The sequence below is a fragment of the Microvirga alba genome, assembly GCF_015694465.1.
GTDB lineage: Bacteria > Pseudomonadota > Alphaproteobacteria > Rhizobiales > Beijerinckiaceae > Microvirga > Microvirga alba.
This window is the reverse complement of record NZ_JADQDO010000002.1, coordinates 213,577-233,721: the sequence shown is the minus strand read 5'-3', so window position 1 is coordinate 233,721 and position 20,145 is coordinate 213,577. Positions and strand designations below refer to the sequence as shown.

The window sequence follows — 20,145 nt, the reverse complement described above, 5'->3', positions numbered from 1 at the left end:
CCTCCGGCTCCCCAACACAGGCGCTCCTCATGACATTCGTGACACCGGGTCATGCCCACTCTTCATCGACCCTCCCGCCCGTTAGAATCCGCTCCATTAAGACCACGCCTTTATTGGGAGAAAGCCCGAAGGGCGGCTGGACGGCCGAGATCAAGCCGGAGGATTCCATCCATGCCATCGTCGCCGTTCACACCGACGCGGGCATCACCGGGTATGGCAGTGCCTTCACGGACGGCCGACTGGTCGAGGCCGGGGTGAAAGTGCTTGAACCGCTGTTTGCCAACGAGAATGCTCTCGAGCCGGAGCGAGTTACCGAGAAGCTGCACCAGAATACGTTCTGGATGGGCCGCGGCGGTACGCTCACGCATACGATCAGCGCGATCGACATCGCCCTATGGGACATCCTGGGCAAGGTCACGGGCATGCCCGTCGGTCGTCTCCTGGGCGGAACCTACCGTCGGCGCGTTCAGCCCTATTGCTCGCTTCTCATGGAAGAGCCCGCACAGATGCGCGACGTCGTCGCGCAATATCGCGACAAGGGCTTTCGCGCGTTCAAGATCGGTTGGGGGCCATTCGGTCGCAGAAATGACGCCAAACTCGACGAAGCCATTGTTCGCGCGGCCCGCGAGGCCGCCGGAGACGAGAACCAGTTGCTCGTGGATGCGGGGGCCAGCGATGCCCTTTGGCCGAATGGCCTCAAATGGGCGATGCGCACCGCGGAGATGTTGAAGGACTATCAGATCGGGTGGTTTGAAGAGGCCCTCAAACCTGATGCGATCGATGATTTCTGTGATCTCAGACGCGCCAGTCCGGTGCCGATCGCGGGTGGCGAAGTGCTGACGCGCCGGCAGTCCTTCATTCCCTGGCTCAGCCGAGGGGCTTTCGACATCGTGCAGCCCGACGTCACTAAAGTCGGTGGCATCAGTGAACAACGACGGATTGCCTGGATGGCTTCAGATTTCGGCGTGAAATATATCGGGCATGGCTGGAACACCGCCCTAGGTGTTGCCGCCGATCTGCAGATGGCTGCAGCCTTCCCTGATGCAGATCTTGTCGAGTTCATCGGCGGGAGCCCGTATGTGGACGGCATTCTCGCCGAGCCCTTTGTGCTCGACACAGAGGGTTACCTTACCATTCCGGATGCGCCCGGCCTCGGTGTGGAGCTCGATCGCGAAAAGGTTGCGCGGTACGCGGCGGATGCGTCCAAACTATTCATCTAAATCCACCGCGTTGCGCCTGGGGATAGGCAGCACACGCAATCGACATTGGAACAAACGCGACCTTTGGAAGGTGAAGCGCGATGAAGTTGGTTCGGTTTGGAAACGCGGGGCAGGAGCGTCCCGGTCTGCTCGACAATGAAGGTACCGTCCGTGATCTTTCCTCTCACGTGAAAGATTTCGCCGGCGAAGCCCTGGATCCGACCTATCTCGCCCGCTTGAGGTCGATTGATCTTTCCGAATTGCCGCCTGTCGCAAAAGGGACGCGTTTGGGCCCACCGGTCGCAGGAACGCGGAACTTCATCGCGGTGGGTCTCAACTACGAGGATCATGCACGCGAGACCAATCAACCTATTCCGGCCGAGCCGATCCTCTTCAACAAGACGGCAAACTGCATTGTCGGTCCCAACGACGACGTGATGATTCCCAAGAATTCGTCCAAGACGGATTGGGAGGTCGAACTCGCCGTCGTGATCGGGCGTCGCACGCGTTATGTATCCGAGTCCGATGCCCTGTCGCACGTTGCCGGCTATTGCGTCTGCAATGACGTTTCCGAGCGCGCCTTCCAGATGGAGCGTGGCGGGCAATGGATGAAAGGCAAGGGTTGCGAAACCTTCGGCCCTCTCGGCCCATGGCTTGTGACGGCTGACGAGATCACCGATGTCCAGAAGCTGGACATGTGGCTCGACGTCAACGGACGCCGTGTGCAGAGCGGGTCGACCGCCACGATGATCTTCGGCATTGCGACGTTGGTGAGCTATATCAGCCAGTTCATGGTGCTCGAGCCCGGCGACGTCATTACCACGGGTACACCGCCCGGCGTCGGCATGGGCATGAAGCCCCCGGTCTTTTTGAAAGCCGGAGACGAAATCCGGCTCGGCATTCGGGGGCTCGGTGAGCAGCATCAGCGCGTCGTCGCCTTCCGTCCGTGATCAGGTCTTAGGAACGCTCATCATGACTGGACGTCTCAACGGCAAAACCTGCCTCGTCACGGCCGCTGGCCAGGGCATCGGTCGCGCGATCGCCGAACATTTCCTGGCCGAGGGCGCGAATGTATGGGCGACGGATCTCGACGCCCAGAAAGTCACCGGTCTTGGACAAGCCTCCGGACGCGCGCTCGATGTGCGTTCGTCGAACGCTGTCAATGCGCTGGCTGAGGAGATCGGCGGCATCGACGTGTTGGTGAACGCCGCGGGTTACGTTCATCACGGCAGCGTCCTTGATTGCTCGGAGGAGGATTGGGACTTCTCCTTCGATCTCAACGTCAAGTCGATGCATCGCACGATCCGCGCCTTCTTGCCGGGCATGCTGAAGCGCGGTGGCGGTTCGGTCATCAACATCTCATCGGGCGTTTCGTCCGTCCGCGGCGTACCGAACCGGTATGCTTATGGCGCGAGCAAAGCGGCGATCATTGGTCTTACGAAGGCGCTTGCCGCTGATTTCATTCGATCCGGAATTCGCGCTAACGCAATCTGCCCCGGCACGATTGAATCGCCTTCGTTAGATCTCCGGATTCAATCGCAAGCCCAGGCTCTTGGAAAGACAACCGATGAAGTCCGTCGGGCCTTTGTGGACCGGCAGCCGATCGGAAGGCTCGGGACCGTCGGCGAGGTGGCGATGCTGGCGGTTTACCTCGCCTCAAACGAATCCGCGTACACAACCGGCGCTATTCACCTCATTGATGGTGGCTTTTCTCTCTGAACCTGACTGTTGGGACTGACCGAAGGTGACGGGTCAGAGGCATATTTGAGGGATGAAGAAGGGGGATGTCACGGTCATCGGAGGGGGCGCAATGGGCCCTGCCTCGCTGATTTCAGGCAAGCACACGGGCTGTGGCTTTCCATTCTGCCATGGCCCGGAGGCGGTGAATGTGGGTGGCCAACGCAGACCGATTGGAAGGGGATGGAACGAACAGGTTTCTAACGGCTGAAAAGACAGAGGTGAACCGTTGCAGACCTCCTTTGGACCGGAACAGCCAGACCGCATGGGCGATAGTCTCGGATTGGAATCGGTGACGTTTGTAGCTGATGGGCTGGAGCATGCCTCAGCAATTAAGCCAGAGATCCCCGACCAAGAGTTACCGTGACATCCCCGTGCGCTTTACCTGTTCCGCGGAGAGCTCGAATTTGCGACGACGCGGTTGGCCGCAGATCACATATAGGGGCTGGCGACTTCAGAGGCGGGGAGCCTTCCCATATCCAGCCATACGCTCAAGCAATTTTACCATATGCTCCAGTTTCTTACGAACCCTATCGGTGCTCCATTCCTTCAATCGCAATGACGGCGCCTCGATAAATCGCCAAGACAGAAATGCGATCAAGATCGCTGCAAGGGTGACAAAAATCAGTGCAGCGAAAAAACTTTTCAATTGTGGGACAAGTATCAGCAGAATCGTAAGGACGACAGCATGGTTAAGGTAAATTCCATAGGAATAATCCGAGCGAAATTGCCGACTGCCAAATACATCAGAGAAGCCGATATAAACCACCAAATACGCCACAGAGAGTGGTAAAATTACCGGACCTAGGCCTAGAGGCAAAAGTATTATACACATCATCAAAATGAATATCGCTATTCTTTTATCATATGGCACCTTATCTGCGAATATATTTAACATAACCCCAGAAAAAAAATAAACAAACAAGCTATTAAAAACAACTATACGAGACGGCATTGCTTCAGACAGTTCCGGTCTAAACCAAAGCAAAATATTCGATAAATAAACGACAGAAAATAAAATCATAAAAACTATTCTGTTTGATAGAGCGCCAACGAAAAACATCAAGACTAACACAACATACGATAGCATTTCAAAATACAGTGTCCAAAGCGATCCATTAATAACGGGCGCTGATCCATTATCGAATTGCACCCCAGGAAGCGTCGATGTCATTCTGAAAATCAAATTATTAAGATAGCGGTATGTCTCCGCATCACGAAAATATTCGGTAAGCGGCAAATTACTCAACAAAGGCCCGACCAGGAATATCGTTAAAAGTATATTGATGAAAAGCGCTGGCATTATTCTTAAGAAACGATGAACAGCAAATGCTGTGATATCCCTCTTGCGGATAAGACCTGGCACTACCAAGAATCCGCTTACGGCGAAAAATACATTTACGGCTAGTATTCCAAACTGTATAGATCCGCGACTGAAGTGAAAAAGAATATCATGTGAAATGTTTGGTGTTATGTATGTTGTACAGTGATGTACGACGACGACCAAGGCTGCAACAACACGAATGCGATCAAATCCGGGACCCTTGAAGTGCTTTAGCGCCATTCGGGATGACAACGGCGTCATGCTAAGGCTCCTGTGGTCAGCGCCCGCTTTAGGCAGTGCGCAGGCATAGAACCACCAGCCAATTCTTCGGACAATTACTCTTTTGATCGGAGATTGGCACGAGAGGGGTGCCGGTACAGGGAGGGGTGTCACGGTAACTCTTGGTCAGGGATCTCTGGCTTAATTGCTGAGGCATGCTCCAGCGCATCAGCTACAAACGTCACCGATTCCAATCCGAGACTATCGCCCATGGGATCTGGCTGTTCCGGTCCACAGGAGGTCTGCAACGGTTCACCTCTGTCTTTTCAGCCGCTAGAACCCTGTTCGTTCCATCCCCTTCCAATCGGTCTGCGTTGGCCATCCACATTCACCGCCTCCGGGCCATGGCAGAATGGAAAGCCACAGCTGGTGTGCTTGCCTGAAATCAGCGAGGCAGGGCCCATTGCGCCCCCTCCGATGACCGTGACATCCCCGTCTGCAGTGACATCTCGTATTCCAAATGGGGTACCCACTATCCTCTATTGATGCGGCAAGCCAAAGTGCGCTGTAGCTAGGATAGCCCTTCGTTTTCCAACGATTATTGAGATAATTTTGACAGCAGCAACTCCCGTCAATTGATACTACAATTGCAGAGATGATCGATATGGAGCTTTATAGCAGCGAGCGGAAGGGTAGATCGCGCCGCTTTACTGTCCGGGCGCCCGAGCGGGCGACGAATGAAGTCGAACTAGACTCAGTGAGCAGAAAACCAAAAGGCAATGCTGAAAGGTTCCGCCAAGCTGCAGAACCTCGGAATCGGGCAAAAAAACTTCCTTGGCCGGTTATTTTGTTTCTGACGGGGATCGTAATTCCTTGGGTGATACCGATTGGCCCCCTAAGAATGACAATCTACCGAATTGTTTTGGTTACGACTATCGTACCGTGCTTGTTTATGTGGATGTCTGGGAGGGCTGGGAGGGTTAGATTTCCAGATTTTGTTCTGTTGCTCTTCTGCGCGTGGGGCATACTCAGTTTAGCCATGGTGCACGGGATTGAGACGGCTATCCAATCAGGAGGGATTCTTTTTGTAGAGACTATGGGCGCATATTTGCTTGCAAGATGCTACATACGAAATGAGAATGACTTTTATAATATGGCCCGTTTACTATTTATAATAATTGTATTTCTTCTGCCTTTTGGCCTCGTCGAGACGGTAACCGGCTACAAACCCTTGCTGGCTGCCTTCGGCGCCATCCTCCCGACTACTGATATTACGATGATGGAGCCTCGAAGAGGACTCTGGCGAGTCCAGGGGCCCTTCGACCATCCAATATTATTTGGCGTAAGTTGCGGCAGTATGCTTGCTATGACACACCTAGTTCTCGGCTATGGGAAATCGCCGGCGCAACGATGGTTAAAATCAGGACTGGTTGTAGCAACAACGTGTTTGTCCCTTTCATCTGGCCCGTTAAGCGCTCTGATGGCGCAGATCCTACTTCTCTCTTGGAATGGGATGCTGCGGCGCATCGAAGCTCGATGGAAAATATTCTGGGGACTTCTAGCGGTAATGTATGCCTTCATATCTGTCGCATCAAACCAATCGGTGCCGGCTTTTTACATTACCCATGCGCCTTTATTCGATGTGTGGTCCGCTTACTACCGCCTCTTGCAGTGGGATTACGGATCTGCGTCAGTGGTGGCACACCCTTTTTTCGGAATCGGCTTTCATGAGTACGAGCGACCAGATTGGATGGTCGCTAGCATCGATATGTTCTGGCTTTTCAACGCAATTACGTATGGCGCTCCTGCCGGCATTTTGATCTTTGTGGCTTTCCTCTCACTGTCTTGGGCCATAGGACTCAAAAAGGGACTGGACGAAAGATTGAAAGAATACCGCACAGCCTATCTGCTTTCCATGCTTGGCTTTTTTTTAGCAGGGTGGGCCGTCCATTTCTGGAATTCAAGCTACGTATTATTTGTCTTTCTAATCGGTAGCGGAGCATGGTTTCTTGATGTCAAAAAGGAAACCACCAAAGAAATCCGACGAGCAAAGGGACTACGACAAGTCAGACGCCCGACTATTCACACGGCTCAGAGGCCGTTGGAGAACGCTTGAAATCTGTGCTGGTTCAAGCTCGGAATGTGGACCCGAGACGACCGTGTTGCACGGTTCGAGGTGAAGGTACCGAGCCCACCCTACGCCCTTGTTAGGAAGTGCGGACGGACTTCGGGCGTGAATGCGCCCGTGAAACCTCCAGAGTTTCGGCGCGTCGGCTCAGGGTTGAGTGATCGACATGGGGAGATCAGGATTCGGGTTCGTCTCGAGGGAGCTGGAACCTTGTTGCGGCAACCATATGCAGGCCAATCCTGCAGGTCCGATCAGCCTTCGCCGACACGCCGCCCGTGGGCGAGCACATCCGCCGCGATGGGAGGACCGGCGAGCAGAAGCAGAAGAGCCGCAAAGGGCAGGGAAAACAGGAAACCGAGCTGGCTGAACCCGATGGCTCCGATGACGCCACCGATGAAGAACGAGCTGAGCAGCAGGGACAGCAAGCGCAATTTGGCGCGATCCGCCCGGACGTCCGGACCGGCCTTGTCCCGGTTCCAGTAAACGAATTTTCCGAGTTCGATGCCGATATCGGTGACGATGCCGGTCACATGGGTCGTGCGCATCCGCGCGCCCGAAATCTTCGTCACCGTCGCGTTTTGTAAACCCATGATGAGACAGAGCAGGGGGACGGCGATCAACGAAAAGCCAACCGAGGGATAGGCGATCCAGCCCAAAAGACCGAAGCCGAACAGAAGCGCGGCTTCCAGCATCAACGGCAATGCGAACTGGCCGCCGAGGTGATGACGCCGGCCCCAGTTGATCAGAATTGCGGAGCAACCGGCGCCGACGACAAACGGCACGAACGCACTGAGACCGAGCAGCACCACGTTGAAGGTACCCAGCGCGAGATTGTCCGCCATGGTCGAGAAGACGCCTGACATATGCGAAGTGTATTGCCCGACAGCGAGAAACCCGCCGGCATTGATGGCGCCCGCGACGAAGGTCAGCGCCATTCCCAGTTGGGTGTCCGCCGCGCCGGTCCGCTCGGAGGCGACGAGGTTTTTCGCCGATCCGAGATAGCGGGCGGTAAAGCCCCGGGGCTTTTTTCGCATTTTGCGCGGATCCATCACGATCCACCTTATACCGGTTTCATCACGCTTTCGTCGATCTTCCGAAGGGCGATTTATTGCGCACGGGTGGCGGAGACCGATGCGCGCTGCTGCGAGGGCGGAATGCGGATCGTGTTTGCGATCGCGGTTTCACCGACTGCCTCGGCCTCGGCGTTGCCCCCCAGGAAAACCTGGATCGCCCCGGCCTCGGCGACATAGGTGCCATCATCGAGATGGAACCCGAGCGACTCGACCGGGACCTGAAAGCTGACGCGCTTCGATTGGCCCGGTTCCAGCGCGATTTTTTCAAAGGCCTTCAGCTCGCGCAAGGGGCGGCTTCGGCTTGCGACCGGATCGCGGGTGTAGAGCTGCACAACCTCCTGGCCCGCCCGCGCGCCCGTGTTGGTGACGGTGACGGAGACTTTCAGCGCGTCGCCGGCGTTCAGACGCGGCGTCTCGATGGCGGCGTCCTTGTAGGCGAAGGTCGTGTAACTGAGCCCCCAGCCGAAGGGATAGAGCGGGGTGATCGCCTCATCGAGATATTGCAACGTGAAGCGGTTGTTGTGCAGGGTCGGGCGGCCCGTCGGCAGCCGGTTGTAGTAGAGCGGCAATTGCCCGACCGCGCGTGGCCAGCTCAACGGCAGCTTGCCGCTCGGATTGGTGTCGCCGAACAGGACGTCCGCGACGGCCGGACCGCCCTCGGTGCCCGGATACCAGGCCATGAGGATCGACGGAATTTTCTGCGCGAGCGCGCCCAGTTCGAGCGGGCGTCCGGCGACGATCACCAGCGCCATCGGTTTGCCGGTGGCGACAAGCGCCTCCAGCACCTCGACCTGCTTGCCGCTGGGCGCAAGCCGCGTGCGGGAAGCCGCTTCGCCGGACAGATCCTGCGGCTCGCCGAACGCCGCGATTACGAGGTCGGCTTCCTGCGCCGCGGCGAGTGCTGCGGGGAGCTGATCGGTCGTCCGGCAGAACAGGTCGCAGGCCGGGACGTATTTGACCGCGATGCCGGCCGATTGCGCCCGCTGGCGGATGCCTTGCAGGATCGTGACGCTATCCTGCGCGTGCCCACGGGCCGCGTGCGGCCCGAGTTGATCGCGCGCGGCGTCGGCGAGGGGGCCGATGACGGCGATCGAGCGGACGCTGGGCGCGACGGGAAGGACGTTGTTCCGGTTCTGCAGCAGAACCAGCGTTTCGCGCGCAACCTCGCGGGCCACCTGGCGCGTCTCTGGGGACGGGAACTCGGCGTCGGAGCGTATCGGGTTCGCATCGGGGCGGTCAAACAGGCCGAGACGGAATTTCGCGCGCAAGACACGCCGAACCGCTTCGTCCACCGCGCTCTCCGGCACCCTGCCGGCGCGCACCTCGCCGGGAAGGTGTTTGACGTAAAGCTCACCCATCATGTCCATGTCGACACCTGCGAGAAGGGCCTTGCGGGCCGCTTCCGCGTCGTCCGCCGCGACGCCGTGCGCGGTGAGTTCATGAATGCCCGACCAGTCGGAGGTGACGAATCCGTCGAAACCCCATTGATTGCGCAGCACTTCCGTCAGGAGCCAGGGATTGGCTGTGGAGGGAACGCCGTTCAGGGCATTGAAGGCGGCCATGAAGCTGACGGACCCCGCCGCGACGGCAGCGCGGAAGGGCGGCAGATAGGTATCGTACATCTCGGCGGGGGGAATGTACGTGGTGTCGTAATCCCGGCCGCCTTGCGGCGCGCCGTATCCGGCGAAGTGTTTTGCGGAGGTTGCGAGGCCGCCCTTGCGGAAGCCTTCGACGCGGGCTGCGGTCAGCACGGCGCCGAGATAGGGATCTTCCCCGAAACCTTCGACGATGCGGCCCCATCGGCTGTCGCGCGACAGGTCAGCCATGGGGGCGAACGTCCAGTTGATGCCGAGATAGGAGGCTTCCCGCGCCGCCCATTCGGAGGCCACACCGGACAGGCGCGGGCTAAACGCCGCCGCTTCACCCAGCGGAATGGGGAACTGCGTGCGAAAGCCGTGCAGGATGTCGAGGCCGAAGAGCGGCGGGATTTTCAGCCGGGATTGGCGGGCGAGTGCCTGAGCGCGGGCGACGTCCGCGGCGCTGTTGAAGTTGAGAAGCGCACCGATCTTCCCTTGCGAAATCTCCTCCCACCGGAGCGGCGGGCCGTGGGAGATCAGGTTCAACTGCCCGACCTTTTCCTCCAGCGTCATGGCGGAGAGAAGGTCGTTTACCTTCCGCTCGATGTCATCCTGGGCCTTCGCACTGACCAGGGCTCCAAGAAAAAGCACGCAAGCCGCGCTGAGCCGCACCGGACCCGGAAGATGAAAAAGTCGCACAGCCATTTTCCTGTCGAACACAAAAATTTTATTGGCTGAGAATCTCGCACAGCCCCGCTTCGTGCTACATAAAACACTTGTTGGAAGTGGCGTCTTCAGGGCGCCCGGTCAATTCAATTGTTTGAAAGACGCGATGCCCTTGCTGCCTTTTACCTTGAAGTTTTCACTTGCGGTTTCAGCCTGCGCCCTGATCTTCTCAGGCCTTGCCCTCGCAGGCGCGGCCTTCAGCCGGCAGCCGGAATGGCTTGTGATGACCGGCGTCATCTTCATTCTGGCGACAATCACGAGCATCTGGGGCCTGGGGCGGCGAATCACGCGGGCGCTGCGCGCGCAAGCGGGGTCGATGAGCCGACTTGAGGCCGAATCCGAGCCGTTCCCGGCGTTCAATCTACCGGCACAGGACGCGAAGCCCGAATTTTCTGCTCCGTTCCTCGCCGACACTCCCGAACCGGCGATGGATGAGCACGAGCTTCGCCGTGTGCAGAAGCTGGAAGTACTGGAGCGGTTGCGGGAAGGGATTGTCCACGACCTCAACAACAAGCTTCTGGTCATCAGCGCCAATATCGATTCCGTCGCGCGGCATTTGAAGGATCAGCCCACGCTCCAGCGCAAGCTTCTGTCGGCGCTGGTCGCATCCGATCAGGCGGCGAGCCTCATCGCCCGGTCGAACGCCTTCGCCCGTCAAAACGACGGCCAGGTGCAGCATATCGATCTTGCTGAGCGGATCGATTCCATCGCGGGCTTGATGAATCGCTCGCTCCTCCGCGACACTGTGGAGCTGCGTCTCTCTCTGGAGAGCGGTCTTTGGCCGGTCGAGGCGGATCCCGACGAGCTCGAAATGGCGATCGTCACCTTGAGCGCCTACGCCCGTGGGGAGCTGACGCAGGGCGGCACCGTGACCTTGGAGGCGCGGAATGTCCATGTCGAGAAGGGATCCCTGTCGAACCTCGAGCTCGAAGGGGATTTCGTGCAGCTCGTCATCGGCAGCGTTGGGGCGGACGAGACGCCGCACGTTCCCGCTCACGAGGCCGAGCAAGCCTTCGCCCTGGGGGATGCGGATTTTTCGTCGTGGCTCACCCTGAACCGGAGCCTGCAATTCCTCCAGCCGCTCGGGGGCTCCGCGGAAGTGCACAATACCGGAACCGGCATGTCGATCGTGCTCTATCTCCCCCGCGCGAGCGCCTCCGTGCGGATGCTGCCCGGAGCGTTGCGCGATGAGCTGGGCGAGAACGAAACCGTGAGCACCAATACCGAGATCCTCGTCGTCGACGACGAAGTCGAAGTGGCGCTGGCAATCCAGGGTATGCTGGAAGAGGTCGGCTACGTGACGCGGGTCGCCACCAATGCGCGGCAGGTCATGAAGAACCTGAAGGGACGCAAGCCCGGAATCGTGCTCACGGATGTGGCCATGCACGGCACGATGAACGGCGTGATGTTGGCCCGCGAGATACGCGAGATGTACCCGGACCTGCCCATTCTGCTCATCACGGGCAATCCTGGAGCGGCGGAAGCCGAAAAGGAGTTTCCGCTGCTCATGAAACCGATCGTGAGCCGGGATCTGCACGCGGCGATTCAACGGCAGCTCACCGCGCCGGACAAGAACAACGTGGTGCCGCTCTTCTCCCGGCCGTCGCGTCGGATGCCTTGAGCCCGCGTGGCGGCCCTGCGTTCGGGCAGGTGTGGCTTTTTGCATGAGGTTCGGGCTAAAAGCCCACCATCATGATTTCGAGCTCTTCATCGACGGACCGGACCGCTTGGGCCGCGGAATTTCGCGCCACCCTGAGCCTTGGCTGGCCTCTCATCCTGACGAACGTGGCTCAGAATGCGTTGATGACCACCGACGTCATTCTCATGGGGTGGCTTGGCTCGGGCGCGCTGGCGGCGGGAGCGCTGGGGACGAATCTCTATTTCGCCTTCCTTATTTTCGGCATCGGCCTCGTCAGCGCCACGTCTCCGATCATCGCGGAGGAGCTTGGCCGCAAGCGTCACTCTGTCAGGGAAGTCAGACGCACCGTCCGGCAGGGATTCTGGGCCGCGATCACGGTCGCGGTGCCGATCTGGATCGTGTCCTGGAACGGCGAAAAGCTGCTTCTCTTGATGGGCCAGGAGCCATCATTGGCCCATGATGCAGGGCAATATATGCGCGCCCTGCAATGGAGCCTGTTGCCGTTCCTGCTCTATCTCGTGCTGCGCTCTTTCCTGTCGGCGCTCGAACGGCCGGGCTGGGCGCTCGTCATCGGCATCCTGGCCGTTCCGATCAATCTGGCAGCGGCCTATTGCCTGATGTTCGGCAAGTTCGGCCTGCCGCCGCTCGGCCTCGTCGGCGCGGGGCTGGGCACGGTGATTTCCAGCACCTTCATGTTCGTGAGCCTCGCGCTGGTCATCAGCCTCGACCGGCAGCTCAAGCGCTACCATCTCTTCGGGCGCTTCTGGCGGGCTGATTGGCCGCGCTATCGCAACCTTTGGCGCATCGGCGTGCCGATCGGCCTGACGCTGGCCTTCGAGGTGACGATCTTCAACGCGGCGGCCTTGCTGATGGGCCGCATCGGCGCGAGCGAGCTTGCCGCTCACGCCATCGCGCTGCAGATCGCTTCCTTCTGCTTCATGGTGCCCTTCGGCTTCAGCCAGGCCGTGACCGTGCGCGTGGGCCGGGCTTACGGAGCGCAGGATGCCGATGGTGTGACCCGCGCCGGCTGGGCGGCTTTCGTGCTCGGCGTCGGATTCATGTTCTTTACGGCGACGCTCATGATCGTCGCGCCGCATCTGCTGGTGGGGGCGTTCCTGGATCTTGGCGATCCGAAGAACGCCCAGGTGATCGGCTTTGCGCTCTCCTTCCTGGTGCTTGCGGCCGCCTTCCAACTGGTGGACGGCGCGCAGGCCGTGGGAGCCGGAATGTTGCGCGGGCTTCAGGATACCCGCGTGCCGATGCTCTATGCCGCGCTGGGTTATTGGGGCGTCGGGCTTCCCCTCGGCGTCGGCCTTGCCTTCGGCACCAGCCTCAAGGGCGTCGGCATCTGGATAGGCCTCGCCACCGGGCTCGCGGTCGTGGCCGCGCTCATGCTTTGGCGCTGGCTTCGGCGCGATCGGCTCGGGCTCCTCACGCTTCCGGCATAGAATTGTCCCGTTCGGTCGCCTCTCGGCGGACGGAAACGCTCGCCGAAAGGCATCCGCGCCGGCGGATATTGAAACCTTATCCAGGCTATTGACTGCCAGCCTTGGCATCAACTTAAGGAGTTCTTTAGTATAGATTTTTGACGCAAAAGTATGAGTCCGTAAGACAAAACTAATCGCGCCTTATTCCTGCCCCTTTGACCGTCAGTTTCCCTGCCAAGCTCGATGCAAGGGGAGCTGTTTCCGTGAAGAAGATCATTTCGCGGGTGCCAGTATTGGCCCCACTTCTATTCGTCGCGGCGTGTAACGACACCTCTGTTGATCCTATGGTTACCGGGTCCATTTCTCCATCAAAGCCTGTCATCGGCAGGGAATACCAGCGCGGGCTGGCCTCATGGTACGGACCGGGGTTCCAGGGCCGCCGAACCGCAAGCGGCGAAAGCTTCAATTCCTGGGCCATGACGGCGGCCCACCGCAGCTTGCCATTTGGGACGACCCTGCGTGTCGTGAACGTGAAGAACGGCCGTTCCGTCGTGGTGCGCGTCAACGACCGCGGGCCCTTTACCGGTCGCCGCATTATCGATCTTGCGAAGGGTGCGGCGCAGGAGCTCGGCCTGACCCTGGTGGGAACGGCCTATGTCTCGCTGCATCGGCTCGACTAGCGCAGGAAGCAGAAAAAACGGAATTCGACTTTCTGAAAAAATAACGCGGGATCAATACGTTAGAATCAGATCGTGCTTCAATCGAAACACGATCTGATTCTAGGGTTAGGCGCTTCTTAATCCCTTGTGGCGATGCTTGGTCTGATTCGGGACCAAGGGTTGCTTACATGGAATCGAGCTCTCAGCCGACGAACGTTATCCGCTTTCCCGGCCCGCGCGCCGCGGCGTCTCCACGGCGCGACCAGAAGGGTCTGATGGATGCGGTCTATGCCGCCGGCTCCCTGCCGATCGCCGCGGATGACCGCGCGACCAAGGTCATGGCGACGCGGCTGACGATTTTCGGCCTCGTCGTGATCGACGAGGTGCAGGCCGATGGCACGGCCCGCCGCTTGCGCCCCTCCGAGGCCATCCACGCCTCCACTGCCCGCCCGTGGCGCATCGCGAAACCCTCAGGCCGCTACCGGGTCGATGACCGCCTGCCCGCGTCGGATTTGGATCTCTTCGCGGCCCAGCACGCCTGACGGGCCTCGTCTTCGGCATCAGCTACCCTAAGATTCCGTTCTTGACGCATCCTGCGCGGCCTTGTCGCCGCGCCGGTTGATGCGCCAGGAGCGTGGCGATGCATCTGGTTCAGCTTCTCCTGCCGCTCACCGACAACGCCGGCCGCCCGTTCGACGGCGCAGCCTATGGACGTGTGCGTTCCGAACTCGCGGAGCATTTCGGAATCATTTCCAGCTTTACCCGCGCCGCGGCCAACGGCGCCTGGAAGGAGGGCGGCCACACCGCCCATGACAATCTGGTGGTGTTCGAGGTCATGGCCCGCGAGATCGACCAGCATTGGTGGGAGAGATACAGGGCCGAGCTTGAGCGTCGTTTCCAACAGGAGACCATCGTCGTGCGGGCGTTCAAGGCAGACCTGCTTTAGCAGCCCTTGTCAGGCGCGTGCTCGCGCGGCGGAACCGGACTCGCATCGCCTTGCTTGTCGTGTCTGAAAAGCGGAGCAGAGCGATGTCGAAACCTCTGGTCGTTTGCGTTCCTCACAATCTCGGTAAGGCGGAGGCCGTGCGGCGCCTGCACGGGGGCATGACGCGGCTCAAATCGCAATTCGGCGACAACATCGCCTCGATCGAGGAAGTCTGGACAGACGACCGCATGGCCTTTCGCGTCAGCGCCATGGGGCAGGCCGTCGCGGGGCTTGTGGATGTGTTCGAAGATCAATTGCGTGTCGAAGTACAATTGCCGTGGATCCTGGCCGTGGTTGCGGAAAAGGCGAAGACCTTCATTCAGGCGCAAGGAACGCTCATGCTCGAAAAGAAATGATTCCTCATTCTTTTCTGAATGCTTGTTCACCAAGATTAACGAAGCAGGAACCCAACTGCCCCTTTTGCGTTAGTCCAACGGTTGCGACCGTGAGCTATTGCCGGTCCGCTTCACGAATATCTTGGAATGCATCGCATCGGATCGGTTTTTCCGTCCGGCAGTAACAACATTTGATATTTTAAGGATCACGCTATGCATGAGCGCTTGACGACGCAGCCGCATGCCTATCGTCCGCTTTTCAGCACCGAGTCAGAAAAACCCCTTCTCGTCTGCTTCTCTCACCTTCGGTGGGATTTCGTCTGGCAGCGCCCGCAACATCTGTTGAGCCGCGCAGCGCGGCATTACGACGTTCTCGTGATCGAGGAGCCCGTGTTCAAGCCGGGCATCGCTGCGCACATGGATGTCAGCGAGCGGCCCCATGGCGTCGTTGTCGCCGTTCCGGTCCTGAAAGAGGGTCTCTCTCAGAAAGAAGTGATCACGACGCAGCGCGGCCTCATTGCCGCTCTCATTGGCCGCCGGGCGCGCGAGCCGCGTGTCTTCTGGTACTACACGCCGATGGCAATGGCGTTCACGAACGACCTGGAATGCGATGTCTGCATCTATGACAACATGGACGAACTGTCACTGTTCAGGGGCGCCTCGCATGAGCTTCTGACGTTCGAGAGCGAATTGTTCGCCCATTCCGATCTTGTCTTCACGGGCGGCATGAGCCTCTACGAGGCCAAGCGCGACCGGCATCACAGCGTTCACGCCTTTCCCTCCTCCATCGACTTCGACCATTTCTCGAAGGCGCGCGGCGCGAAGAACGATCCGCAGGATCAGGCAGGCATCGGTTACCCGCGCCTGGGTTTCTTCGGCGTCATCGACGAGCGCATGGATCTCGAACTTGTGGCGACGGCCGCGGACTTACGTCCGGACTGGCAATTCGTGATGATCGGCCCGGTGGTGAAGATCGACCCCGCGTCTCTGCCGCAAAGACCCAACATCCATTGGCTTGGCGGCAAGTCCTATCAGGAATTGCCCCGCTATCTTTCGGGCTGGAATGTCGGGATCATGCCGTTCGCGCTCAACGAAGCGACGCGATTCATCAGCCCGACCAAGACCCCGGAATTTCTCGCGGCGGGCGTGCCCGTCATCTCGACCCCCATCGCCGACGTTGTCAGCCCCTATGGCGAGAAAGGCCTCGTGGACATCGCGAGGAATGCGGAGGAGATTGTCGCGAAAGCGGAGGCCATTCTCACACGTCCGAAAGACGCGTGGCTCGCCAAGGTCGATCGTCATCTCGAATCGGGATCATGGGACAAAACCTGGGCCGCCATGCACAGGTTGATACGCGATGTCAGCGGCGAGCCTGCCACCGATCGCGTGACGCATTCACTCCCCACCTACGCCAGCACGCCCGCGGAGTGATGGCATGTACGATTGGCTCATCGTCGGCGCAGGATTCGCGGGGAGTGTGTTAGCGGAGCGTCTTGCGAACGAGCGCAATGAACGCATCCTTCTGATCGACCGCCGCAACCATATTGGCGGCAATGCCTATGATCGTTTTGACGAGCATGGCCTGTTGATCCACCAATACGGTCCGCACATCTTCCACACCAACGCGAAGCAGATCTTCGACTATCTGTCGCGCTTCACCCAGTGGCGTTTCTATGAGCACCGGGTGCTGGCCGAGGTGGACGGGTTGCTCGTGCCAATCCCCATCAATCTCGATACGGTCAACAAGCTCTATGGTCTTCATCTGACCTCCGAGCAGCTGCAGGATTGGTTTGCGGGCCGGGCGGAGAAGGTGGGCGAGATCAAGACCTCGGAGGACGTGGTGGTGTCCGTGGTCGGGCGCGAGCTCTACGAAAAGTTCTTTCGGGGTTATACCCGCAAGCAATGGGGACTCGATCCGTCCGAACTCGACAAGTCCGTAACCTCACGTGTGCCGACACGCACGAACCGCGACGACCGCTACTTCGGCGACGAGTTCCAGTTCATGCCGCGCCATGGTTACACGCGCATGTTCGAGAAAATGGTCAGCCATCCGAACATCCATGTGATGACGCAGACCGATTACCAGGATGTGCGATATGCCATCCCCCATCGCCGGGTCATTTTTACGGGGCCGATCGATGAGTACTTCGATTTCCGGTTTGGAAAGCTGCCCTACAGATCGCTGCGCTTCGAGCATGTCACGCTCGACAAGCCGTTGCACCAGCCCGTTGGGGTCGTGAACTATCCTCAGACGCATGACTATACACGGGTGACGGAATACAAGCATCTGACGGGCCAGGAACACGCCAAGACCGCGCTGACCTATGAGTATCCGTCCGCTGTCGGCGATCCGTATTATCCCATCCCGAAGCCCGAAAATCAGGCGCTGTTCAAGAAATATGAGCGCTTGGCACTGGCGACGCCGAATGTCTGGTTCGTCGGACGCCTCGCGACCTACCGCTACTACAACATGGACCAGATCGTCGGTCAGGCGCTGGCAACATTCCGGCGCATCAATGAGACGCTGCCCTTGCGCACGGAGAGCCCGCCGGCTCTGCCCATCTCGGCCAAGACAACCGCGCTCGCTTCTTGAACAAGGAAGGGCGGAATGGATTCATCACCGATGACATCCCTTCCACTCTTCTCGAAAGTGTCGAGCCTCATCGCGCCGCAAGCCTTCTGGTGGTCGACCGGGATCGAGGACACCTTCATCACCGAACCTTGGCCTTCGACCGGGCGGATTCTCGACGAATATGAGCTGACTGGGCATTATGCGCGGTGGTCCGATGATCTTGCTCTTGTGGCCGCGCTCGGTGTCAAGACGGTGCGCTATGGCATTCCCTGGCACCATGTCGAACCGGAGCGCGGGCAGTGGGATTGGAGCTTTCCCGACAAGGCTCTCGGGCGTCTCATCGATCTGCGCATCGATCCCATCGTCGATCTCGTCCATTACGGCCTGCCGCCGTGGTTGAAAGGGGCCTATCTCAACCCCGAATATCCTGACCGCGTCGCGGAATATGCCTCGCGTCTCGCGGCGAGATTCCAGGGGCGGATTTTCTGGTACACGCCGCTGAACGAACCGCGCATCACGGCCTGGTATTGCGGTCGCCTCGGCTGGTGGCCGCCTTTCCGGCGCGGCTGGTCCGGCTTCATCGAGATCATGATGGCGATTGCGCGAGGCATCGTGCGGACGGTGCAGGCGTTTCGCGCGACCGATCCGGATATTCTGCCGGTTCATGTGGACGCAACCGATCTCTACGAGACCCGGGATCCCGCTCTGACCGACGAGGTCGAGCGGCGGCAGGAGATCGTATTTCTCGCGCTTGATCTCGTCAGCGGGCGGGTCGGGCACGAGCACCGGCTCTGGCCATGGCTTCTCAAACATGGCGCGCGGGAAGAGGATCTCGCCTGGTTTCAGGAGAACGCCGTCGATCTGCCCTTCATCGGCTTGAACCTCTATCCCATGTTCACGAAAAAGCGGTTGCAACGAGAGGCGAGGGGGCGGTTTCGCATTCGCCAACCTTACGCGTCCGGCGATCTCGTGGCCCAGCTGGGACGGCTCTACCATGCGCGCTACAAATCGCCGCTCTTCGTCAGCGAGACGGCGTCCGTCGGCTCGGTGGCCAAGCGGCAGCGCTGGATGGACGATTCCATCGCCTCGGTACGGCAATTGCGCAGCGAGGGCGTCCCGATGGTGGGTTATACCTGGTGGCCGATGTTCGACATGGTCGCCTGGGCCTATCGCCAGGGTACAAAAAAACCCGCCGATTATTTCGCCGCGATGGGGTTGTGGGACCTCAATCCCGCGACCCTGGATCGAACTCCCACGCCTCTCGTCAGTTCCTATCAGACCTATGTGGCCGGCGGCGCATCCGCCGTCGGGCCGCTCAATTTTGTCGCGCGTTGACAATGCGGGGGCGTCTTCATGTTTCGCAGTTTCTTTCTGGCCGGTTTCGAGGGCTCGACCGGCTACAACCGCCACGGTCAGTGGTTCGACCAGGTGGTCGCCACGGGGCACGAGAAGACCTTCCGCGAAGATTATCGCGCGCTCGCGAAACTCGGCATTCACGGAATTCGCGAAGTCATGCGCTGGCCGCTGATCGACCTGGGGCATGGCCGCTACGATTTCTCCTCGGTTGCGCCGTTCATGCTGGCTGCTGCCGAAAATGGAATCGAGGTGATCTGGGATCTCTTCCACTATGGCTTCCCGCGGCATGTCGATGTGTGGAGCAGGGAGTTCCCGAGTCTTTTCGCCGATTACTGCTACGCGGCCGCGCGCTTCGCTGATCGGCATTCGGAGGGTGCGCTTTATGTCACGCCGGTCAATGAGCCTTCGTTCATGGCCTATGCGGCCGGTGAAAAGGGATTGTTCGCGCCGCACGAGACCGGGCGAGGCTGGGACTTGAAGGTCGCTCTTGTGCGGGCCGCTATTCAGGGCATCGACGCGATCCGCTCCGTCCGCCCCGATGCGCGCATCGTCAACGCTGACCCGCTCTGCCGCGCCGCGGTGCCGGAAGAACAGCCCGATTGCCGCGACGAGGTGGAGGACTTCAACAATCGGCTCGTCTTCCAGTCCTGGGATATGCTTTGCGGCCGCCTTCTGCCGGAACTGGGCGGCAGCCGAGCGCATCTCGATATCGTCGGCATCAACTATTACTGGACGAACCAGTGGGAATGGGGTCTCGAGCCCTCGCCTGACGGAACGATTCCGCCACTCTCCGATCACGATCCGCGCCGCGTCAAGCTGGGCGATCTCGTGACGAACGTGTGGGACCGCTATGGCGGCGATCTCATAATCACGGAGACGACCCATGTGGGCGAGAAGCGTGGCCCTTGGCTTCGCGAGGTTGCCGAGGAATCGGAGCTCCTGCTGCGCGACGGCGTACCGCTGCAGGGAGTTTGCATTTATCCCATCCTCGGCATGCCGGAATGGCATTCTCCCCAGGATTGGACGGCGATGGGCTTATGGGATCCGGTCTGCCATCAGGAGCCCCATGGCGCGCGTGTTCCTTGCCAGCCGATGCTGGATGTCTTTCGCGATTTGCGGGTCAAGGCATTGATCTCGGCCGCTAATTGAGCGTTGCGGATGCGCGCTTTCCGGCGCGTCGGTCGTTGCG

At 59.5% G+C, this 20,145-nt stretch carries 17 protein-coding genes and 2 pseudogenes; 15 read left to right on the top strand and 4 right to left on the bottom strand.

Annotated elements, in window-relative coordinates:
* The first annotated feature begins 29 nt into the window (after positions 1-29).
* The 3 genes from I2H38_RS05425 to I2H38_RS05415 all read left to right on the top strand — a co-directional run bounded on the left by I2H38_RS05425 (position 30) and on the right by I2H38_RS05415 (position 2,918).
* Positions 30-1,220 (top strand): mandelate racemase/muconate lactonizing enzyme family protein, encoded by a 1,191-nt coding sequence (locus I2H38_RS05425; RefSeq protein ID WP_196270808.1) that lies wholly within the window; start codon positions 30-32, stop codon positions 1,218-1,220.
* A gap of 80 nt (positions 1,221-1,300) precedes the next feature.
* The gene (locus tag I2H38_RS05420; RefSeq protein WP_196270807.1) at positions 1,301-2,149 is read left to right on the top strand and encodes a fumarylacetoacetate hydrolase family protein; all 849 of its coding nucleotides are present in this window, start codon (positions 1,301-1,303) and stop codon (positions 2,147-2,149) included.
* 22 nt (positions 2,150-2,171) lie between these two features.
* Positions 2,172-2,918 carry an SDR family oxidoreductase gene (locus I2H38_RS05415; protein ID WP_196270806.1) on the top strand — a complete coding sequence of 249 codons (747 nt, stop codon included), beginning with the start codon at positions 2,172-2,174 and terminating at the stop codon, positions 2,916-2,918.
* 112 nt (positions 2,919-3,030) lie between these two features.
* Here the strand turns inward: I2H38_RS05415 and I2H38_RS05410 are convergent.
* Both I2H38_RS05410 and I2H38_RS05405 read right to left on the bottom strand, forming a co-directional pair.
* Positions 3,031-3,189, bottom strand: a pseudogene (locus I2H38_RS05410) (IS6 family transposase); the annotation flags it as partial.
* Between the two features lie 201 nt (positions 3,190-3,390).
* Positions 3,391-4,521, bottom strand: a complete 1,131-nt coding sequence (locus I2H38_RS05405) for an acyltransferase family protein (protein WP_196270805.1) — start codon at positions 4,519-4,521, stop codon at positions 3,391-3,393.
* 242 nt (positions 4,522-4,763) lie between these two features.
* Between I2H38_RS05405 and I2H38_RS05400 the strand changes: the two are divergent.
* Together I2H38_RS05400 and I2H38_RS05395 are read left to right on the top strand one after the other, a co-directional pair.
* A pseudogene (locus tag I2H38_RS05400) lies at positions 4,764-4,922 on the top strand (IS6 family transposase); the annotation flags it as partial.
* Positions 4,923-5,134: 212 nt separating this feature from the next.
* Entirely contained in the window at positions 5,135-6,595 is a 1,461-nt protein-coding gene (locus I2H38_RS05395) for an O-antigen ligase family protein (protein WP_196270804.1), read from the top strand.
* Positions 6,596-6,858: 263 nt separating this feature from the next.
* Here the strand turns inward: I2H38_RS05395 and I2H38_RS05390 are convergent, their stop codons facing one another.
* Positions 6,859-7,641: a YoaK family protein gene (locus I2H38_RS05390; protein ID WP_407664037.1), complete on the bottom strand. Its 783-nt coding sequence runs from the start codon at positions 7,639-7,641 to the stop codon at positions 6,859-6,861.
* A gap of 71 nt (positions 7,642-7,712) precedes the next feature.
* A complete protein-coding gene (locus I2H38_RS05385) occupies positions 7,713-9,962 on the bottom strand; it encodes a glycoside hydrolase family 3 N-terminal domain-containing protein (protein ID WP_210324689.1) in 2,250 nt (749 codons plus the stop codon).
* Positions 9,963-10,089: 127 nt separating this feature from the next.
* Here I2H38_RS05385 and I2H38_RS05380 point away from each other — a divergent pair, with 127 nt between their 5' ends.
* The 10 genes from I2H38_RS05380 (at position 10,090) to I2H38_RS05335 (ending at position 20,105) form a co-directional block, all read left to right on the top strand.
* Entirely contained in the window at positions 10,090-11,604 is a 1,515-nt protein-coding gene (locus I2H38_RS05380) for a response regulator (RefSeq protein ID WP_196270802.1), read from the top strand.
* 71 nt (positions 11,605-11,675) lie between these two features.
* The gene (locus I2H38_RS05375; protein WP_196270801.1) at positions 11,676-13,070 is read left to right on the top strand and encodes an MATE family efflux transporter; all 1,395 of its coding nucleotides are present in this window, start codon (positions 11,676-11,678) and stop codon (positions 13,068-13,070) included.
* A 323-nt stretch (positions 13,071-13,393) separates the two neighbouring features.
* Positions 13,394-13,729 carry a septal ring lytic transglycosylase RlpA family protein gene (locus I2H38_RS05370; RefSeq protein WP_196271322.1) on the top strand — a complete coding sequence of 112 codons (336 nt, stop codon included), beginning with the start codon at positions 13,394-13,396 and terminating at the stop codon, positions 13,727-13,729.
* Positions 13,730-13,896: 167 nt separating this feature from the next.
* Positions 13,897-14,250, top strand: coding sequence for a hypothetical protein (locus I2H38_RS05365; protein WP_196270800.1), 354 nt, complete (start codon positions 13,897-13,899; stop codon positions 14,248-14,250).
* 98 nt (positions 14,251-14,348) lie between these two features.
* Positions 14,349-14,654 (top strand): hypothetical protein, encoded by a 306-nt coding sequence (locus I2H38_RS05360; protein WP_196270799.1) that lies wholly within the window; start codon positions 14,349-14,351, stop codon positions 14,652-14,654.
* A gap of 83 nt (positions 14,655-14,737) precedes the next feature.
* Positions 14,738-15,049 (top strand): polyhydroxyalkanoic acid system family protein, encoded by a 312-nt coding sequence (locus I2H38_RS05355; RefSeq protein ID WP_196270798.1) that lies wholly within the window; start codon positions 14,738-14,740, stop codon positions 15,047-15,049.
* Positions 15,050-15,241: 192 nt separating this feature from the next.
* Positions 15,242-16,459: a glycosyltransferase gene (locus I2H38_RS05350; RefSeq protein WP_196270797.1), complete on the top strand. Its 1,218-nt coding sequence runs from the start codon at positions 15,242-15,244 to the stop codon at positions 16,457-16,459.
* A gap of 4 nt (positions 16,460-16,463) precedes the next feature.
* Positions 16,464-17,621 (top strand): UDP-galactopyranose mutase, encoded by a 1,158-nt coding sequence (gene glf / locus I2H38_RS05345; RefSeq protein WP_196270796.1) that lies wholly within the window; start codon positions 16,464-16,466, stop codon positions 17,619-17,621.
* Between the two features lie 30 nt (positions 17,622-17,651).
* The gene (locus I2H38_RS05340) at positions 17,652-18,935 is read left to right on the top strand and encodes a family 1 glycosylhydrolase (RefSeq protein ID WP_196270795.1); all 1,284 of its coding nucleotides are present in this window, start codon (positions 17,652-17,654) and stop codon (positions 18,933-18,935) included.
* A gap of 18 nt (positions 18,936-18,953) precedes the next feature.
* On the top strand, positions 18,954-20,105 hold the full coding sequence (locus I2H38_RS05335; protein ID WP_196270794.1) for a glycoside hydrolase family 1 protein: 1,152 nt from the start codon (positions 18,954-18,956) through the stop codon (positions 20,103-20,105).
* Positions 20,106-20,145: the final 40 nt, after the last annotated feature.

Coding starts and splice junctions, on each gene's coding strand:
- I2H38_RS05425 (WP_196270808.1), top strand. CDS start 30: ATGACATTCGTGACACCGGGTCATGCCCACTCTTCATCGACCCTCCCG.
- I2H38_RS05420 (WP_196270807.1), top strand. CDS start 1,301: ATGAAGTTGGTTCGGTTTGGAAACGCGGGGCAGGAGCGTCCCGGTCTG.
- I2H38_RS05415 (WP_196270806.1), top strand. CDS start 2,172: ATGACTGGACGTCTCAACGGCAAAACCTGCCTCGTCACGGCCGCTGGC.
- I2H38_RS05405 (WP_196270805.1), bottom strand. CDS start 4,521: ATGACGCCGTTGTCATCCCGAATGGCGCTAAAGCACTTCAAGGGTCCC.
- I2H38_RS05395 (WP_196270804.1), top strand. CDS start 5,135: ATGATCGATATGGAGCTTTATAGCAGCGAGCGGAAGGGTAGATCGCGC.
- I2H38_RS05390 (WP_407664037.1), bottom strand. CDS start 7,641: ATGCGAAAAAAGCCCCGGGGCTTTACCGCCCGCTATCTCGGATCGGCG.
- I2H38_RS05385 (WP_210324689.1), bottom strand. CDS start 9,962: ATGGCTGTGCGACTTTTTCATCTTCCGGGTCCGGTGCGGCTCAGCGCG.
- I2H38_RS05380 (WP_196270802.1), top strand. CDS start 10,090: ATGCCCTTGCTGCCTTTTACCTTGAAGTTTTCACTTGCGGTTTCAGCC.
- I2H38_RS05375 (WP_196270801.1), top strand. CDS start 11,676: ATGATTTCGAGCTCTTCATCGACGGACCGGACCGCTTGGGCCGCGGAA.
- I2H38_RS05370 (WP_196271322.1), top strand. CDS start 13,394: ATGGTTACCGGGTCCATTTCTCCATCAAAGCCTGTCATCGGCAGGGAA.
- I2H38_RS05365 (WP_196270800.1), top strand. CDS start 13,897: ATGGAATCGAGCTCTCAGCCGACGAACGTTATCCGCTTTCCCGGCCCG.
- I2H38_RS05360 (WP_196270799.1), top strand. CDS start 14,349: ATGCATCTGGTTCAGCTTCTCCTGCCGCTCACCGACAACGCCGGCCGC.
- I2H38_RS05355 (WP_196270798.1), top strand. CDS start 14,738: ATGTCGAAACCTCTGGTCGTTTGCGTTCCTCACAATCTCGGTAAGGCG.
- I2H38_RS05350 (WP_196270797.1), top strand. CDS start 15,242: ATGCATGAGCGCTTGACGACGCAGCCGCATGCCTATCGTCCGCTTTTC.
- glf (WP_196270796.1), top strand. CDS start 16,464: ATGTACGATTGGCTCATCGTCGGCGCAGGATTCGCGGGGAGTGTGTTA.
- I2H38_RS05340 (WP_196270795.1), top strand. CDS start 17,652: ATGACATCCCTTCCACTCTTCTCGAAAGTGTCGAGCCTCATCGCGCCG.
- I2H38_RS05335 (WP_196270794.1), top strand. CDS start 18,954: ATGTTTCGCAGTTTCTTTCTGGCCGGTTTCGAGGGCTCGACCGGCTAC.